The 13,799-nt window shown below is 72.0% G+C and carries 15 protein-coding genes; 10 read left to right on the top strand and 5 right to left on the bottom strand.

All coding sequences use genetic code 11. The features are described from left to right. Positions 1–14 precede the first annotated feature (14 nt). Together AB0G63_RS04210 and AB0G63_RS04205 are read left to right on the top strand one after the other, a co-directional pair. Positions 15–1,745, top strand: coding sequence for a D-aminoacylase (locus AB0G63_RS04210; RefSeq protein WP_360743960.1), 1,731 nt, complete (start codon positions 15–17; stop codon positions 1,743–1,745). Beyond that, on the top strand, positions 1,742–3,193 hold the full coding sequence (locus AB0G63_RS04205; protein ID WP_360743957.1) for an aldehyde dehydrogenase family protein: 1,452 nt from the start codon (positions 1,742–1,744) through the stop codon (positions 3,191–3,193). The genes AB0G63_RS04210 and AB0G63_RS04205 overlap by 4 nt, the downstream gene beginning before the upstream one ends. 52 nt (positions 3,194–3,245) lie before the next feature. Here the strand turns inward: AB0G63_RS04205 and AB0G63_RS04200 are convergent, their stop codons facing one another. Beyond that, positions 3,246–3,479, bottom strand: a complete 234-nt coding sequence (locus tag AB0G63_RS04200) for a hypothetical protein (protein ID WP_360743954.1) — start codon at positions 3,477–3,479, stop codon at positions 3,246–3,248. A gap of 371 nt (positions 3,480–3,850) precedes the next feature. Between AB0G63_RS04200 and AB0G63_RS04195 the strand changes: the two genes are divergently transcribed. After that, positions 3,851–4,417, top strand: coding sequence for a Uma2 family endonuclease (locus tag AB0G63_RS04195; protein ID WP_360743951.1), 567 nt, complete (start codon positions 3,851–3,853; stop codon positions 4,415–4,417). Between the two features lie 238 nt (positions 4,418–4,655). Here AB0G63_RS04195 and AB0G63_RS04190 read toward each other — a convergent pair whose 3' ends face one another. Beyond that, positions 4,656–5,045, bottom strand: a complete 390-nt coding sequence (locus tag AB0G63_RS04190; protein WP_360743948.1) for a nitroreductase/quinone reductase family protein — start codon at positions 5,043–5,045, stop codon at positions 4,656–4,658. Positions 5,046–5,157: 112 nt separating this feature from the next. Between AB0G63_RS04190 and AB0G63_RS04185 the strand changes: the two genes are divergently transcribed. Beyond that, a complete protein-coding gene (locus AB0G63_RS04185) occupies positions 5,158–5,973 on the top strand; it encodes an endonuclease/exonuclease/phosphatase family protein (RefSeq protein ID WP_360743945.1) in 816 nt (271 codons plus the stop codon). On the opposite strand, the gene AB0G63_RS04180 is transcribed toward AB0G63_RS04185, so the two are convergent. Together AB0G63_RS04180 and AB0G63_RS04175 are read right to left on the bottom strand one after the other, a co-directional pair. After that, positions 5,960–6,163, bottom strand: coding sequence for a DUF397 domain-containing protein (locus AB0G63_RS04180; protein ID WP_351888404.1), 204 nt, complete (start codon positions 6,161–6,163; stop codon positions 5,960–5,962). The two genes, AB0G63_RS04185 and AB0G63_RS04180, sit on opposite strands and share 14 nt — an antisense overlap. Positions 6,164–6,175: 12 nt before the next feature. Continuing rightward, on the bottom strand, positions 6,176–7,027 hold the full coding sequence (locus AB0G63_RS04175; RefSeq protein WP_360743942.1) for a helix-turn-helix transcriptional regulator: 852 nt from the start codon (positions 7,025–7,027) through the stop codon (positions 6,176–6,178). Between the two features lie 200 nt (positions 7,028–7,227). Between AB0G63_RS04175 and AB0G63_RS04170 the strand changes: the two genes are divergently transcribed. Genes AB0G63_RS04170 through AB0G63_RS04160 form a run of 3 tightly spaced genes read left to right on the top strand, consistent with a single transcriptional unit; the run spans position 7,228 to position 8,272 of the window. Further along, positions 7,228–7,668 carry an ATP-binding protein gene (locus tag AB0G63_RS04170; RefSeq protein ID WP_360743939.1) on the top strand — a complete coding sequence of 147 codons (441 nt, stop codon included), beginning with the start codon at positions 7,228–7,230 and terminating at the stop codon, positions 7,666–7,668. A gap of 50 nt (positions 7,669–7,718) precedes the next feature. Then, a complete protein-coding gene (locus AB0G63_RS04165) occupies positions 7,719–7,994 on the top strand; it encodes a hypothetical protein (protein WP_351888395.1) in 276 nt (91 codons plus the stop codon). Beyond that, positions 7,991–8,272, top strand: a complete 282-nt coding sequence (locus tag AB0G63_RS04160; protein WP_360743936.1) for a hypothetical protein — start codon at positions 7,991–7,993, stop codon at positions 8,270–8,272. Before AB0G63_RS04165 ends, AB0G63_RS04160 begins: the two co-directional genes overlap by 4 nt. Before the next feature lie 43 nt (positions 8,273–8,315). On the opposite strand, the gene AB0G63_RS04155 is transcribed toward AB0G63_RS04160, so the two are convergent. After that, positions 8,316–8,813 carry a hypothetical protein gene (locus tag AB0G63_RS04155; protein WP_351888389.1) on the bottom strand — a complete coding sequence of 166 codons (498 nt, stop codon included), beginning with the start codon at positions 8,811–8,813 and terminating at the stop codon, positions 8,316–8,318. A gap of 163 nt (positions 8,814–8,976) precedes the next feature. Between AB0G63_RS04155 and AB0G63_RS04150 the strand changes: the two genes are divergently transcribed. The 3 genes from AB0G63_RS04150 (at position 8,977) to AB0G63_RS04140 (ending at position 13,751) form a co-directional block, all read left to right on the top strand. Further along, positions 8,977–10,026 (top strand): RNA ligase family protein, encoded by a 1,050-nt coding sequence (locus tag AB0G63_RS04150; RefSeq protein WP_360743933.1) that lies wholly within the window; start codon positions 8,977–8,979, stop codon positions 10,024–10,026. Positions 10,027–10,257: 231 nt separating this feature from the next. After that, positions 10,258–11,103: an LLM class F420-dependent oxidoreductase gene (locus AB0G63_RS04145; RefSeq protein WP_360743930.1), complete on the top strand. Its 846-nt coding sequence runs from the start codon at positions 10,258–10,260 to the stop codon at positions 11,101–11,103. A gap of 59 nt (positions 11,104–11,162) precedes the next feature. Continuing rightward, on the top strand, positions 11,163–13,751 hold the full coding sequence (locus AB0G63_RS04140; RefSeq protein ID WP_360743927.1) for a bifunctional FO biosynthesis protein CofGH: 2,589 nt from the start codon (positions 11,163–11,165) through the stop codon (positions 13,749–13,751). The last annotated feature ends 48 nt before the right edge of the window (positions 13,752–13,799 follow it).

Genomic DNA, 13,799 nt, shown 5'->3' with positions numbered 1-13,799 from the left:
CGGGAGGGAGCCTCATGCTCGATCACGTCATCACCGGCGCGACCGTCGTCGACGGCACCGGCGCGCCCGCCCGCACCGCCGACCTCGGCATACGGGACGGCCGTATCGCCGTCGTCGGCCGCGTCACCGGCGAGTCGCGCACCCGCGAGGACGCCGCCGGCCTCGTCCTCGCCCCCGGCTTCGTCGACCCCCACACCCACTACGACGCCCAGCTGTTCTGGGACCCCTACGCCACCCCGTCCCTGAACCACGGGGTGACGACCGTAGCCGCCGGCAACTGCGGCTTCACGCTGGCGCCGCTGAACCCCGCCCGCCCCGGCGACGCCGACTACACGCGCCGCATGATGTCCAAGGTCGAGGGCATGTCGCTGGTCGCCCTGGAGGAGGGGGCGCCCTGGAACTGGCACTCCTTCGGGGAGTACCTGGACGCGCTGGAGGGGCGGATCGCCGTCAACGCGGGGTTCATGGCGGGCCACTGCGCGCTGCGCCGGTACGTGATGGGCCCCGACGCGGTCGGCGGGCAGCCCACCCCGGAACAGCTCGACGCCATGGTCCGGCTCCTGCACGAGGCCATGGACGCGGGCGCCTGGGGCCTGTCCACCACCCAGTCGTCCACGCACTCCGACGGCGACGGCCGGCCGGTCGCCTCCCGGCACGCGAAGCCCGCCGAACTGCTGGCCCTGGCCGGCGCCGTCGGCGAGCACGAGGGCACCCAGATCGAGGCGATCGTCGCCGGCTGCCTGGACCAGTTCAGCGACCCGGAGATCGACCTGTTCGTCGAGCTGAGCGCGACCGCGGGACGCCCCCTGAACTGGAACGTCCTGACCGTCGACGCCGCCGTCCCGGAGCGCGTGCCGCGGCAGCTGCTGGCGAGCGAGCGGGCCCGCAAGGCGGGCGGCCGGGTGGTGGCTCTCACCATGCCGATCCTCACGCCGATGAACATGTCGCTCGGCACGTTCTGCGCGCTCAACCTGATCCCCGGGTGGGGCCCGATCCTGGGCCTGCCCGTGCCCGAGCGGATCGAGAAGCTGCGCGACCCCGGCGTCCGCGCCGAGATGCTGCGGCGCGCCGAGTCCAGGGAGGCGGGCGTCTTCCGGCGGCTCGCGAACTTCGGGCGGTACGTCATCGGGGACACCTACAGCCCGCGGAACGAGGGCCTGACCGGCCGGGTGGTGAAGGACATCGCCGCCGAACGCGGCCAGGACCCCTTCCACTGCCTGGTCGAGATCTGCGCGGCCGACGACCTCCGGACGGTCCTGTGGCCCATGCCCACCGACAACGACCCCGCCTCCTGGGCGCTGCGCGCCGAGACCTGGCGGCACGAGGACGTCCTGCTCGGCGGGTCCGACGCGGGCGCGCACCTGGACCGCATGTGCGGGGCGCCGTACACCACCCGCTTCCTCGGGGACTGCCTGCGCGGACGGAAGCTGGCCGGCCTGGAGCAGGCGGTGAAGATGCTGACGGACGACCCGGCGCGGCTGTTCGGGCTGCGCGAGCGGGGGCGGATCCAGGAGGGCTTCCACGCGGACCTGGTGCTCTTCGACCCGGAACGGATCGACGCGGCCCCGGCCACCCTGGTGCACGACCTGCCGGGCGACAGCCCGCGGCTGGACTCCCGGGCGCTCGGGGTGCGGGCGGTGTGGGTCAACGGCGTCGAGGTGATCCGGGACGACCGGGTCAGCGGCGCCGTGCCCGGCCGGGTGCTGCGCTCCGGGCGGGACACCAGGACGGTGAGCACCAGGTGAGCGACGGGCAGCGGCTGTTCGTCGGCGGCGAGTGGATCGAGCCGGACCACGGCCACTACGCGGTCGTCGACCCGGCGACCGAGGAGACCGTCGGCTGGGCTCCGGAGGCGTCGCGGGACCAGGTGCGCGCGGCCTGCGCCGCGGCCCGCGAGGCCTTCGGGCCGTGGTCGCGCACCCCGCCCGAGGAGCGGGCGGCGGTGCTCGCGCGGGCGGCGGACGCCATCCGCGCCCACCGGGAGCCGTACGCGCGGCTGGCGCAGGCGGAGACCGGGGCGACGACCGGGACGGCGCGGGCCATGCAGGTCGGGGTCGCCGCCGCCCGCTTCCGCCGGTACGCCCGCGTGGAGCCCCAGGAGTGGGCGATTCCGCCGCAGATCGACGAGGCCGGCCCGCTGGGCCGGGCGGGCGTCACCGGCGCGCTGGCGGCACGCCGGCCCGTCGGGGTCGTCACCTGCGTCACCTCGTACAACAACCCCTGGGCCAACCCGGCCGGCAAGGTCGCCCCGGCCCTCGCGATGGGCAACACGGTGGTGGTGAAACCGGCCCCGCAGGACCCGCTGTCGGTGTACCGGATGGCGGAGGCGCTTCAGGTGGCCGGCGTGCCGCGCGGGGTGGTGAACGTGGTCTCCGGCCGGTCGGCCTCGGTCGGCGAGGCGGCGGTGGAGTCGCCGGACGTCGACATGGTGAGCTTCACCGGCTCCACGGCCGTCGGGCAGCGCATCGCCGAGGTGTGCGGCCGGCACATGAAACGCCAGTTGATGGAACTGGGCGGCAAGGGCGCGGCCCTCGTCTTCGACGACGCCGACCTCCGCTCGGCCGTCGCCGGCATCGGCACCACCTTCTCCTTCTACAGCGGCCAGATCTGCACGGCGCCGACGCGGGTACTGGCCCAGCGGGGCGTGTACGACCGACTGGTCGAGCAACTCGCTTCCTACGCGCGCCGCTTGAAGGTCGGCGACCCGAGAGAGCCGGACACGGTCGTGGGCCCGGTGATCTCCGCGGCCCACCGGCAGCGCGTCGAGTCGTACGTCGAACTCGGCCGCAAGGAAGGCGCGGTGCTCGTGACAGGCGGCGAACGCCCCCCGTCCGACCGGGGCTTCTACGTCGCCCCGACCCTCCTGGCCGACTGCACCAACGACATGCGGGTGGCCCGCGAGGAGATCTTCGGCCCGGTCGTCGTGGTCGCCCCCTTCGACGACGAGGAGGAGGGCGTCGCCCTCGCCGACGACAGCGACTACGGCCTGATCGACTACGTCTGGTCCGGCGACGTCGCCAGGGCCTTCCGGGTGGCCGCACGCCTGCGCGCGGGCGGCGTCGGCGTGAACACCGTCGCCCGCAACATGGAGGCCCCCTTCGGCGGCTTCAAGAAGAGCGGCGTAGGCCGCGACGTCGGCTCCTACGCCCTGCACGCCTACGGGGAGGTACAGACGATCGTCTGGCCGGGGTGAACCGGCCCCCGCAGCCACGCGCCCGTGCCCGCGCCCGGGGGGCTTCAATCCCTTACACCAGTCCGGCCTCGGACAGGCGTTGCCAAGCCGTCTGGACGTGGGTCTCCGTGAAGAGGCGCTCTTTCCGGTGATTCCACGCCCTGATGCATGCCGTTACCGTCTCGGCGAGGATGTCACGCAGGTTGCGCACGTGCGTGAAGTGGAACAGCCGTCGTTCCCCAACGTTCATCACAAGAGCCGAGTAGACCACATATGCGACTGCCGACGTCAGCTGCTTGCCCGTCAACCATGCTCCACGCCAACGAACTTGACGGGCACGACAACGACAACGGCAAAGGTCCGGGCATGGGGGTGACGAGCGTCTACTGCTTCCGTGATCCGCAAGGTGTGACCTCGGGGCGACTACATCGACCGGCTTCGCTTCACCCCTGGGCAACGGGAGCCGACCTCACGGTGGGGGGCCGCTTCTTTGTTCCGGTTCCCCGGTGACGAGTCCACCGCGCCGGTTCCTCACTTGTCGTGAACTCGCCGGTCGGATGCCGGCCGCGAAGGAGGGGGCGTGAGCGAGATCAGCGTGCCGGACGGATGGACGGATGGCAGACAGTACGCTGAATCCAGCGGGATCGGGCCCGCAGCACAGTGTCCGGGAGGTGCTTCGTGACGGCTGAGATGGTAGCCCCGGCGTGGATGCATGAGCAGATCACGGCGGAGGAGTACGAGTCCTGGTCCGAGGAGCAGTGCACCGGTATCGAGATCGTGGACGGCATGGTCGTCGTGAGTCCGAGCGCGTCCAAGCGGCGCAATCGGCTGGCCCGGATCCTGGCGAACGCCCTGGACGCCGCCGCGGGCGCGGAGTGGAACGCCGACACGGACTTCGACGTCCGACTTCAGGACGTCCCGCTCACCAATCGCCGCCCAGACGTCGTCGTGTACCGCGCGGACACGATCGACATCACCCCCACCCGCCCTGAGCACGTGCTGCTGGTCGCGGAGGTGGTGTCACCAGGCTCGGAGACCACCGACCGGATCGTTAAGGTCGATCAGTACGCCAAGGCGGGCATCGGCTTCTACTGGCGGATCGAGCAGGCCGCAACAGGCGTTCCTCTCGTGTACACCTACGTTCTCGACCCCGCGACGAAGACCTACCGGGACGGAGACGTGTTCACCGGCGTCCTCAAGGCAGTGGCTCCCTTTCCTGTGGAGATCGACCTCGGCCAGGTCTGACCCACACACTCCTCAGCAGTCGGCAGCACGTGAGCCATGCGTGAGCGGACGGCCCGATACAGGGCGGCACGAGCCGGATCAGAGGGCTCGCCGTGGGGTTCTGACCAGGGGAAACAGCATCGGCCGGCAGCGCCGAGCACCCCCCGGCAAGGATTTGATCCCACTCCTTGAGCGGGTGTCGCAGGTCCGAACCCTGCCGGGGCACCAGTCAGGAATCCTGTCCTGCTGCCGTCGTTCATCAGTCCAGATCGACCCGCACCGTCAGCTGCCCCACCCCGACCCTGCGCACCACCGCGCTGTTGAACCGGGGCAGGGCCCGCAGGCGGGCGGCGGTGTCGTCGTCGGGCAGGAGGTGGGCCGTGCCGGTGTGCCAGCGGCCCCGGACGCGCACCCGGACCCGCGGGTCGGCCTTGATGTTGCGCACGTACTGGGACCGCTCCCCGAACTCCGACACCAGCCAGAACGCGTCACCGACCCGGCGGCCGCCGACCGGAGTGCGGCGGGGCAGGCCGGAGGCGCGGCCCGTGGTCTCCAGCAGGGTCTGGCCCGGCATCCGGCGCATCACGGCGTTGAGCCTGCGCTGGAAGGCGCGGACGGTCCGGTACTTCGTCTCGGCGTCGCGGGGCATGGTTTCCGGATCTCCTCTCGTGCGGCGGCGACGGTGTTCTTCAATGTCTCCTGACGAAAACTCGAACGGTTCGCGGCACCGCGAACGTTCCTGTACGAGGGACGGTGCGCCCATGCGGGTCGTGACCTGGAACCTGTGGTGGCGTTTCGGCCCCTGGGCGGAGCGGCAGAAGGCGATCCGCACGGTGCTGCGGGAACTGCGGCCGGACGTGGTGGGACTCCAGGAGGTGTGGGCCGCCGACGGCGAGAACCTCGCCGAATGGCTGGCCGGTGAGCTCGGCCTGCACTGGACCTGGGCCGCCTCGCCCGCCTCCGACCGCTGGCAGCGGCGCATCGGCCGAACCGGCGTGGAGGTCGGCAACGCGGTGCTCAGCCGCTGGCCGGTCGTGGACCGCGCGGTGCTGCGCCTGCCGGCCCCCGAGGAGGTCGACGACGGCCGGCTCGCCCTGTACGCCCGGCTGGCCGCGCCCGGCCACGAGGTGCCCTTCTTCACCGTGCACCTGACGTCCGGCCGGGACGCCTCCGCCGTGCGCGGCGAACAGGTCACCGCCCTCGCCCGCTTCGTCGCCGCCCACCGCGCCGGCACCGGCTTCCCGCCCATCGTCACCGGCGACTTCAACGCCCCGCCCGACTCCGCCGAGATCCGCCGCTTCACCGGCCGTGGCGCGGCGCCCGCCGTGCCCGGCCAGGTCTTCACCGACGCCTGGGACCACGCCGAACCCGCCGCTCCGTGCGCCACCTGGGGCGCGGGCAACCCGTACGTCGAGTCCGGCCCCGGCATCCGTATCGACTACGTCCACGTCGGCGCGCCCGCCGGACCCGCAGGCACCGGCGCCGTACGGCACGCGCGGCGGGCCGGCCACGGCCCGGTCGACGGGGTCTGGCCCTCCGACCACGCGGCGGTCGTCGCCGACGTCACCGCCCGGTGACGGGTATCAGGGGAGCGCGGGTCTTCACCGCCCGGAGCAGCGCGGTGAAGGCGGCGGGGCTGGTGGTGAGGACGGTCCGGGGCGGGGCGGCGCGGTCGGTGAGGTGTATGGCAGCCGGGGTGGCGGATATGTGGACACAGGCGTCGCCTTCCTGGCAGTAGGACGACTTCTGCCAGTGGTACGGGGACATGTCTCGGCTCCTTCACAGGTTCTGGGCGATCGAATGGATCAGATCCCGGGACTTCTCGGGGGTCAGGGCGGTGGCTTCTACGATGTCCAGCAGGCTTCGGTACTTGTCCAGCAGGGCCTCGGCATCGAGGAGTACCGGGCCGTGGAACTGGTCGAGTTGAGCGGTGTCGAGTTCCGGGACGGCGCCGTACAGGTAGTTGATGGACTGGCCTGATCCCGGAAACGCCCCGACGTCGAAGGGGAGTACGCGGATGGTGATGTGCTCCCGCTCGCTCATGTCGAGCAGATGACGCAGTTGGGCGCGGGCCACGCTCCGGCCGCCGACGCGCATGTGCAGGGCGGCCTCATGCACGGTGGTGCGGTACGGGGTCGGGTCGGCACCGTACAGCACACCCTGCCGTTTGATTCGGTGCGAGACGCGGTGCTCGACCTCGGGTGGGGTGGGCGCGGGGATGACGTGCCGGAAGATCTCACGCGCGTGGTCGGCGGTCTGGAGCAGCCCTGGCATGTGCGACGTGTAGGCGGTGCGTACGGCGATGGCGTGGTGCTCCAGTTCGGCGAGATCCAGGAAGCCGCAGGGCAGGACCTCGCGGTACGACTCCCACCAGCCGGGTGTCTTGTCGGTCGCCAGGTCGATCAGTGCGGCGATGAACGTCTGGTCCGGGCAGGAGTAGATGCGGGCCAGGGCTCGGATGCGCTGCGGACTGACTCCGAACCTGCCCGACTCCACGTTGCTGAGCTGCCCTTGGCTCGTGCCGAGCGCGCGAGCGGCCTCTGTGGCGGTCATGCCCGCGCGCTCGCGCATCTTGCGCAGCTCCACGGCGAGCCGGAGACGGCGGGCCGTCATCGGCGGTCTTGCGGGCATGTGCGCTCCTCTTGAACGTGTGTTCCATTGGCGGGTCACTCATGCGAGGGAAGTCGTGCGGGGTATCTCCAGATTCCGCAAATGACATTTGCCGAGCCTCTATTTTGATCCTCAGGAGCCCGCCCGGAAGCGCACCGCGGGACGCCGCGGCAGAGACACCAGGCACCCGTTCAACTCCCCTCAGAGACCGGAGAATTCCGTTGGCCACCGTATCCCCGTCCTGGAACTACACCCTGCATCTTCCGCACGATCCGCGCGCACCGGGAATCGCGCGGGGTGCGCTCAGGCTGATTCTGGCCGCGCACGAGATGCCCGAACTCGCCCCCACCGCGGAGCTGGTGGCGGCGGAACTGCTGGCCAACTCCCACTGCCACACCAAGGGCCCCTACGCCCTCCGGCTCCGCTGCGCCGAGCCCGGCCGCCTCCGGGTGACCGTATGGGACACCGACCCCCGCGTCCCGCCCGGCTTCTCGAACGCGGGCACCCCGGTACCCCCACCGGAGGCCGAGCACGGCCGCGGCCTGCCCCTGGTGCGGGCCTGCGCGGACGCGTGGGGCGCGACGGTGCTCCGCAGGCCGGACGCATCGAGCGCCGGCAAGCTGCTGTGGGCCGAGTGCGAAGCGGGGACGGCGGCGTGGTGACCAGAGCCATACTGGGAGGCGGAGCGATGCCCGTTCGTCAGGAGCTGATCATGAGCGCACAGCCCGAACACGGCTGGGGAACGATGCCGCTGCCCGCGATCCGGACCGTGGACGACCTGCGCACTGCGCTCAGCCGCTACGGCTTTCCCGGTGATCGGGAGCGGTTCGAGGAGGAGCTGGCGGCTGCCATAGGAGCCGCCTCGGCCAACGACTTCGCGGGCGCCGCAGCGGTGGTCCGGTCTTACCGGCACCGAGTCCTGATCAGGAACTCGCCCGAGATCATGACCGCTCTGGAAGACGCGCGAGCCAAAGGGGGCGGCGCGTGACCGGAGTCCCGTTGGAGGAGGCCGAGCCTGCCAGGAAGGCGTTCGGCGACCTGACGGAGGGGGAACGGGACGTCGTCCGGGACGCGCTCGCGACGATCAGCGGTGATCCGGCGGTGGGACGCGAGATCCCGGGCTGGCGGCCTCCGTCCGTGGAGTACACGTACACCACACCCCTCGCCCGTGACTCGGCCGAGGCAATCACGGTCGTGTACACGCATACGCCTGGCATGGGAGTGACGGTCGTCTACTATTTCCGTGATCCACAGGTGGTGGACTGAGTCACGCCCCGCGACCCGCAACCTCATCGGACTCCATGCGGGGTCAGCCGCCGACGATCCCCGGCCCGTCGGCAGGCGAACACTTGGCCGCCACATCCGCGAGATCCCGCTTCACCTTCGCGGCCAGCTCATCGCTGAGATTGATCTCCGCCGTCGTGGGGTCCGGGTCCGGGTACTCGGGTACGCCGTTCTTCCGGAAGCAGGCCGTGATCTGCCGGGCCGTCTCGACCTCGTCGGCGGAGGCCCGGGCCTGAGCGGTGCCGGGCAGCTTGCTCCGGCACTTGTCCTCGGCGGCCAGCTGCTTTGCCGCACCTGCCGTGGCGGCCTTGTCCTTGTCGACCCGGAGATGGCCGCTGTCGGTGACCTCCAGGGCCAGGCCGTGCTTCTCCAGACACCGGTAGTAGGCCACTTCCTGCGCATCGGCGGCGGACGCGCTCGGCGCCGCGCCCTGGGCATCGCCCGAGGCGGAGCAGCCGGCCGAGAGGGCGCCCGCGATCAGGGCGGTCAGCAGGAGCTGTGTTCTTCGACGGGCAGACGGCATCGCAACTCCATTCAGTGACAGGGGGATTGACGCAGACAGCGCAACAGCGGAAACCGCAACCTATGGCATGGCCGGTGTGCGCAGCCAGGGCTTGTCGGTCCTTCGGAGCCGTCGCGGGAAATCTTGGTTGCCCGGGGTGCGACACGAAGCGATGATCCCTGTCATGTTCGATGCTGCGTCCACGGGTTCCGGGCTACGGCCGTATCCCAAGATCTCCGCGAGCGGAGCGGTCGGCGTATCCGGGGGCCGGGAGTGGGTCGCGGCGGAAAAGGTGCACGGAGCGCACTTCGCGGTGGTGTGCGACGGCACGGGAATTCATCCGGCGAAGCGGCGTGAACTGCTGGAGGACGACGCGCTGGACGGCTTCTTCGGCGTGAGCAGAATCTGGCCGGAGCTGGCGGTGGCGGCGGCCCGTGTCGCCTCCGCGCTGCGCGGTGTGGGGGATGACGGCGCGGTGGTGACGATCTACGGCGAGCTGGCCGGGGGACGTTACCCGCACCCGGACGTTCCCGCTGTTGCCGGGGCCGAGCCGGTGCAGACGGGCGTGTGGTACGCGCCGGGGCTGCACTGGCTTCCGTTCGACGCGTCGGTCGAGAAGACCGGGGGACGCCGCTGGGTCTCCGACCGCGCGCTGCGCGAAGCCGCGGCGGCCGCGGGGCTCGTCTGCCCTCCCACGCTCGGGCACGGCGCGCTGAACAAGCTCCAGGAACTGCCCTGCGCCTTCCCCACGAGAGTTCCGGCGCTCTTCGGACTGCCCGAACTGGCGGACAACCTCGCCGAGGGCTACGTCCTCAAACCGGCCGGTGAGTGGCTGGAGGCGGATTCCGCGGGCACGGGCACGCGTCCGGTGGCCAAGGTGAAGCAGAAGTCCTTTGCGGAGGACGAGAGGTTCGACGGCGCACGTCCCTGTCTGCCGCCACCGCAGGGAGCGGCCGGAGTTCCCTCCTGGCTCCTGGCCCACGCCTCGGCACTCCTCACGCCCGCTCGCGCGGCCGCCGTGGTCAGCAAGCTTGGTCCGCGCACTCCGGTGGACGCCGTGGCCGAGGAGATCACCCGGGATGTCTCGGAAGACCTCGCCGAAGAGCTGGGCGGCCTGGAGGACGCGCTCCTGCGCTCCCTGGAACGAGCGCTTCTGAAGGGAGCGCGCTCCCTGGCGGTGTTCGACGCCGAGGACCGTCTTCCCTCCCGGAGAGCCAGGGGAGGCACACGGTGACGACAGCGGGCAGTCGCCTCGGGGGAAGGCGCGGCGGACAGAAGGCATCGGCCAGGTGCAGCGGGTCGTAGGCATCGGGCAGGGGGCAGCGGGTCGTAGGCATCGGCCGGGTGCAGCGGGGCGTAGGCCGCCGGCCTCAGCGACCGCGCACAGCACCGGGCACAGCACCGCGCCCGCCGATGCCGACCGGTCGGTATCGACATTCACGTCGCGCGCCGGTACAGATACCGCATGCGCATCGCCGTCACGATCTTCCTCACCGACGAGACCATCGCCCCCGTCCGGCTCGCCCGCGAGCTGGAACGGCGCGGCTTCGCCGGGCTGTATCTGCCCGAGCACACCCACATCCCCGTCGAGCGGACCACCCCCTACCCGGCGGGCGGCGAGCTGCCGCCCGAGTACGGCCGCACCCTCGACCCGTTCGTCGCCCTCGGCCAGGCGGCGGCGGTGACCGAGCGCCTCGGCCTGGGCACCGGCATCACGCTGGTCGCCCAGCACGATCCCATCGACCTGGCCAAGCAGATCGCGACCCTGGACCACCTGTCCGGCGGCCGGTTCACCCTCGGCCTCGGCTTCGGCTGGAACGTCGAGGAGGCCGCCGACCACGGGGTGCGGTGGCGCACGCGGCGCGAGCTGGTGCGCGACCGGATGGCCCTGATGCGGGCCCTGTGGGCGCCGGAACCGACCGCCTACGAGGGGGAGTTCGGCAGCGTGCGGGCCTCCTTCGCGCACCCCAAGCCGGTGCGGGAGCCGCGCGGCCCGGTCACCGGCCCGCGCACGCTCGTCGGCGGGGCGGCCGGCCCGAAGCTGTTCGCGCACATCTGCGAGTACGCCGACGGGTGGCTGCCCATCGGCGGGCGCGGCCTGTCCGAGTCGCTGCCCGCGCTGCGGTCCGCCTGGGCCGACGCCGGCCGCGACCCGGCCGCCCTCCAGGTCGTCCCGTACGCCGTCCACCCCACCCCGGGCAAGCTCGCGCACTACGCCGAGCTCGGCATCGAGGAGGTCGTGGTGCAGCTGCCGCCGGCGGGGGAGGCGGAGGTCCTCCGGGCGCTGGACGGGTACGCGGCGCATTTGTGACCGACGGGTACTGCCCCCACCCCCGCTGGACAGCCAAGGCGCCTCCGTATGCTCGGAGGATGACGACTTCCGCGGCGAACTCGGGAACCGGCCCCACCGAGAACTCCATGCGTCGCGCCCTGAAACGCGCCCGCGACGGCGTCGCCCTCGACGTCTCCGAGGCGGCCGTACTGCTCCAGGCCCGCGGCGAGGCCCTCCAGGACCTCGCCGCGTCGGCCGCCCGGGTCCGCGACGCGGGCCTCGAGGCGGCGGGCCGGCCCGGCGTCATCACGTACTCCAAGAGCGTCTTCGTGCCCCTCACCCGGCTGTGCCGGGACAAGTGCCACTACTGCACCTTCGTCACCGTCCCCGGCAAGCTCCGCCGCGCCGGGCACGGCATGTTCATGTCCCCCGACGAGGTGCTCGACGTCGCCCGCAAGGGCGCCGCCCTCGGCTGCAAGGAAGCCCTGATCACCCTCGGCGACAAGCCCGAGGACCGCTGGCCCGAGGCGCGCGAGTGGCTCGACGCGCACGGCTACGACGACACCATCGCCTACGTCCGCGCGATCTCCATCCGCATCCTGGAGGAGACGGGCCTGCTGCCCCACCTCAACCCCGGCGTGATGACGTGGACCGACCTCCAGCGCCTGAAGCCCGTCGCGCCGAGCATGGGCATGATGCTGGAGACCACGGCGACCCGCCTGTGGTCCGAGCCCGGCGGCCCCCACCACGGCTCCCCGGACAAGGAACCGGCCGTGCGCCTGCGCGTCCTGGAGGACGCCGGCCGCTCCTCGGTCCCGTTCACCTCCGGCGTCCTCATCGGCATCGGCGAGACGTACGAGGAGCGGGCCGAGTCGCTGTTCGCGCTGCGGAAGGTCTCCCGCGCCTACCACGGCATCCAGGAACTGATCATCCAGAACTTCCGCGCCAAGCCGGACACCGCCATGCGCGGCATGCCCGACGCCGAGCTGGACGAGCTGGTCGCCACGGTCGCCGTGGCCCGGCACATCATGGGCCCGGCGGCCTGCCTCCAGGCGCCGCCCAACCTGGTCGACGACGAGTACGAGCGCCTCATCGGCGCCGGCATCGACGACTGGGGCGGGGTCAGCCCGCTCACCATCGACCACGTCAACCCCGAACGCCCCTGGCCGCGGATCGAGGAGCTGACCCGGCGCTCCGAGGCGGCCGGTTTCCAGTTGCGGGAGCGCCTGTGCGTCTACCCGGAGTTCGTGCGGCGCGGCGAGCCCTGGCTGGACCCGCGGCTGCTCCCGCACGTGCGGGCGCTGGCCGACCCGGAGACGGGACTGGCCCGCCCCGAGGCACTCCCGGAGGGGCTGCCGTGGCAGGAGCCCGAGGAGGCGTTCGTCTCCTCCGGGCGCACCGACCTGCACGCGTCCATCGACACCGAGGGCCGCACCGCCGACCGCCGCGAGGACTTCGACGAGGTGTACGGCGACTGGGGCGCCCTGCGCGAGGCGGCCGCGCCCGGGATGGCGCCGGAGCGCATCGACACCGACGTGCGGGCGGCGCTGGCGACGGCGGCCGACGACCCGACCCGGCTGACGGACGCGGAGGCCCTCGCCCTGCTGCACGCGGACGGTCCCGCGCTGGACGCCCTGTGCCGCGTAGCGGACGACGTGCGCGCCTCGGCGGTCGGCGACAAGGTGACGTACATCGTCACCCGCAACATCAACTTCACCAACGTCTGCTACACCGGCTGCCGCTTCTGCGCCTTCGCGCAGCGCCGCACCGACGCCGACGCCTACACGCTCTCCCTCCAGCAGGTCGCGGACCGGGCGCAGCAGGCGTGGGAGGTGGGCGCGGTGGAGGTCTGCATGCAGGGCGGCATCCACCCGGACCTGCCGGGCACCGCGTACTTCGACATCGCGAAGGCGGTCAAGGAACGGGTCCCGGGCATGCACGTGCACGCCTTCTCCCCGATGGAGGTCGTCAACGGCGCCACCCGGACGGGCCTGTCGATCCGTGAGTGGCTCACGGCCGCGAAGGAGGCCGGCCTCGACTCGATCCCCGGCACCGCGGCGGAGATCCTCGACGACGAGGTCCGCTGGGTGCTCACCAAGGGGAAGCTGCCGACGGCGACCTGGATCGAGGTGATCACCACGGCGCACGAGCTGGGCATCCGCTCGTCCTCGACGATGATGTACGGGCACGTGGACCAGCCGCGGCACTGGCTCGGCCACCTGCGCACCCTGGCCGGCATCCAGCAGCGCACCGGCGGCTTCACGGAGTTCGTGACGCTCCCCTTCATCCACACCAACGCGCCGGTGTACCTGGCGGGCATCGCCCGCCCCGGCCCGTCGACGCGGGACAACCGCGCGGTCACCGCCATGGCCCGCCTCCTGCTGCACCCCTGGATCCCCAACATCCAGACCAGCTGGGTGAAGCTCGGCGCCGAGGGCGCGGCGGAGATGCTCCGCTCCGGCGCGAACGACCTGGGCGGCACCCTGATGGAGGAGACCATCTCGCGCATGGCGGGCTCGTCGTACGGCTCCTACAAGTCGGTGCGGGACCTGATCGCGGTCGCCGAGGCGGCGGGCCGCCCGGCCCGCCCCCGCACCACGCTGTACGGCGAGGTCCCCGAGGAGCGGCAGCGGGCGGCCGCCGCCTCGGACGGCCACCTGCCCGAGCTGCTGCCGGTGCTGGACTGAGCAGCGGGCACCGCAGGGGCCGGTACGATGATCCGACCCTCGTGCGAG

It is taken from the genome of Streptomyces sp. NPDC020996, assembly GCF_040641355.1.
Classification (GTDB): domain Bacteria; phylum Actinomycetota; class Actinomycetes; order Streptomycetales; family Streptomycetaceae; genus Streptomyces.
This window is presented reverse-complemented; position numbering and strand designations above follow the sequence as displayed.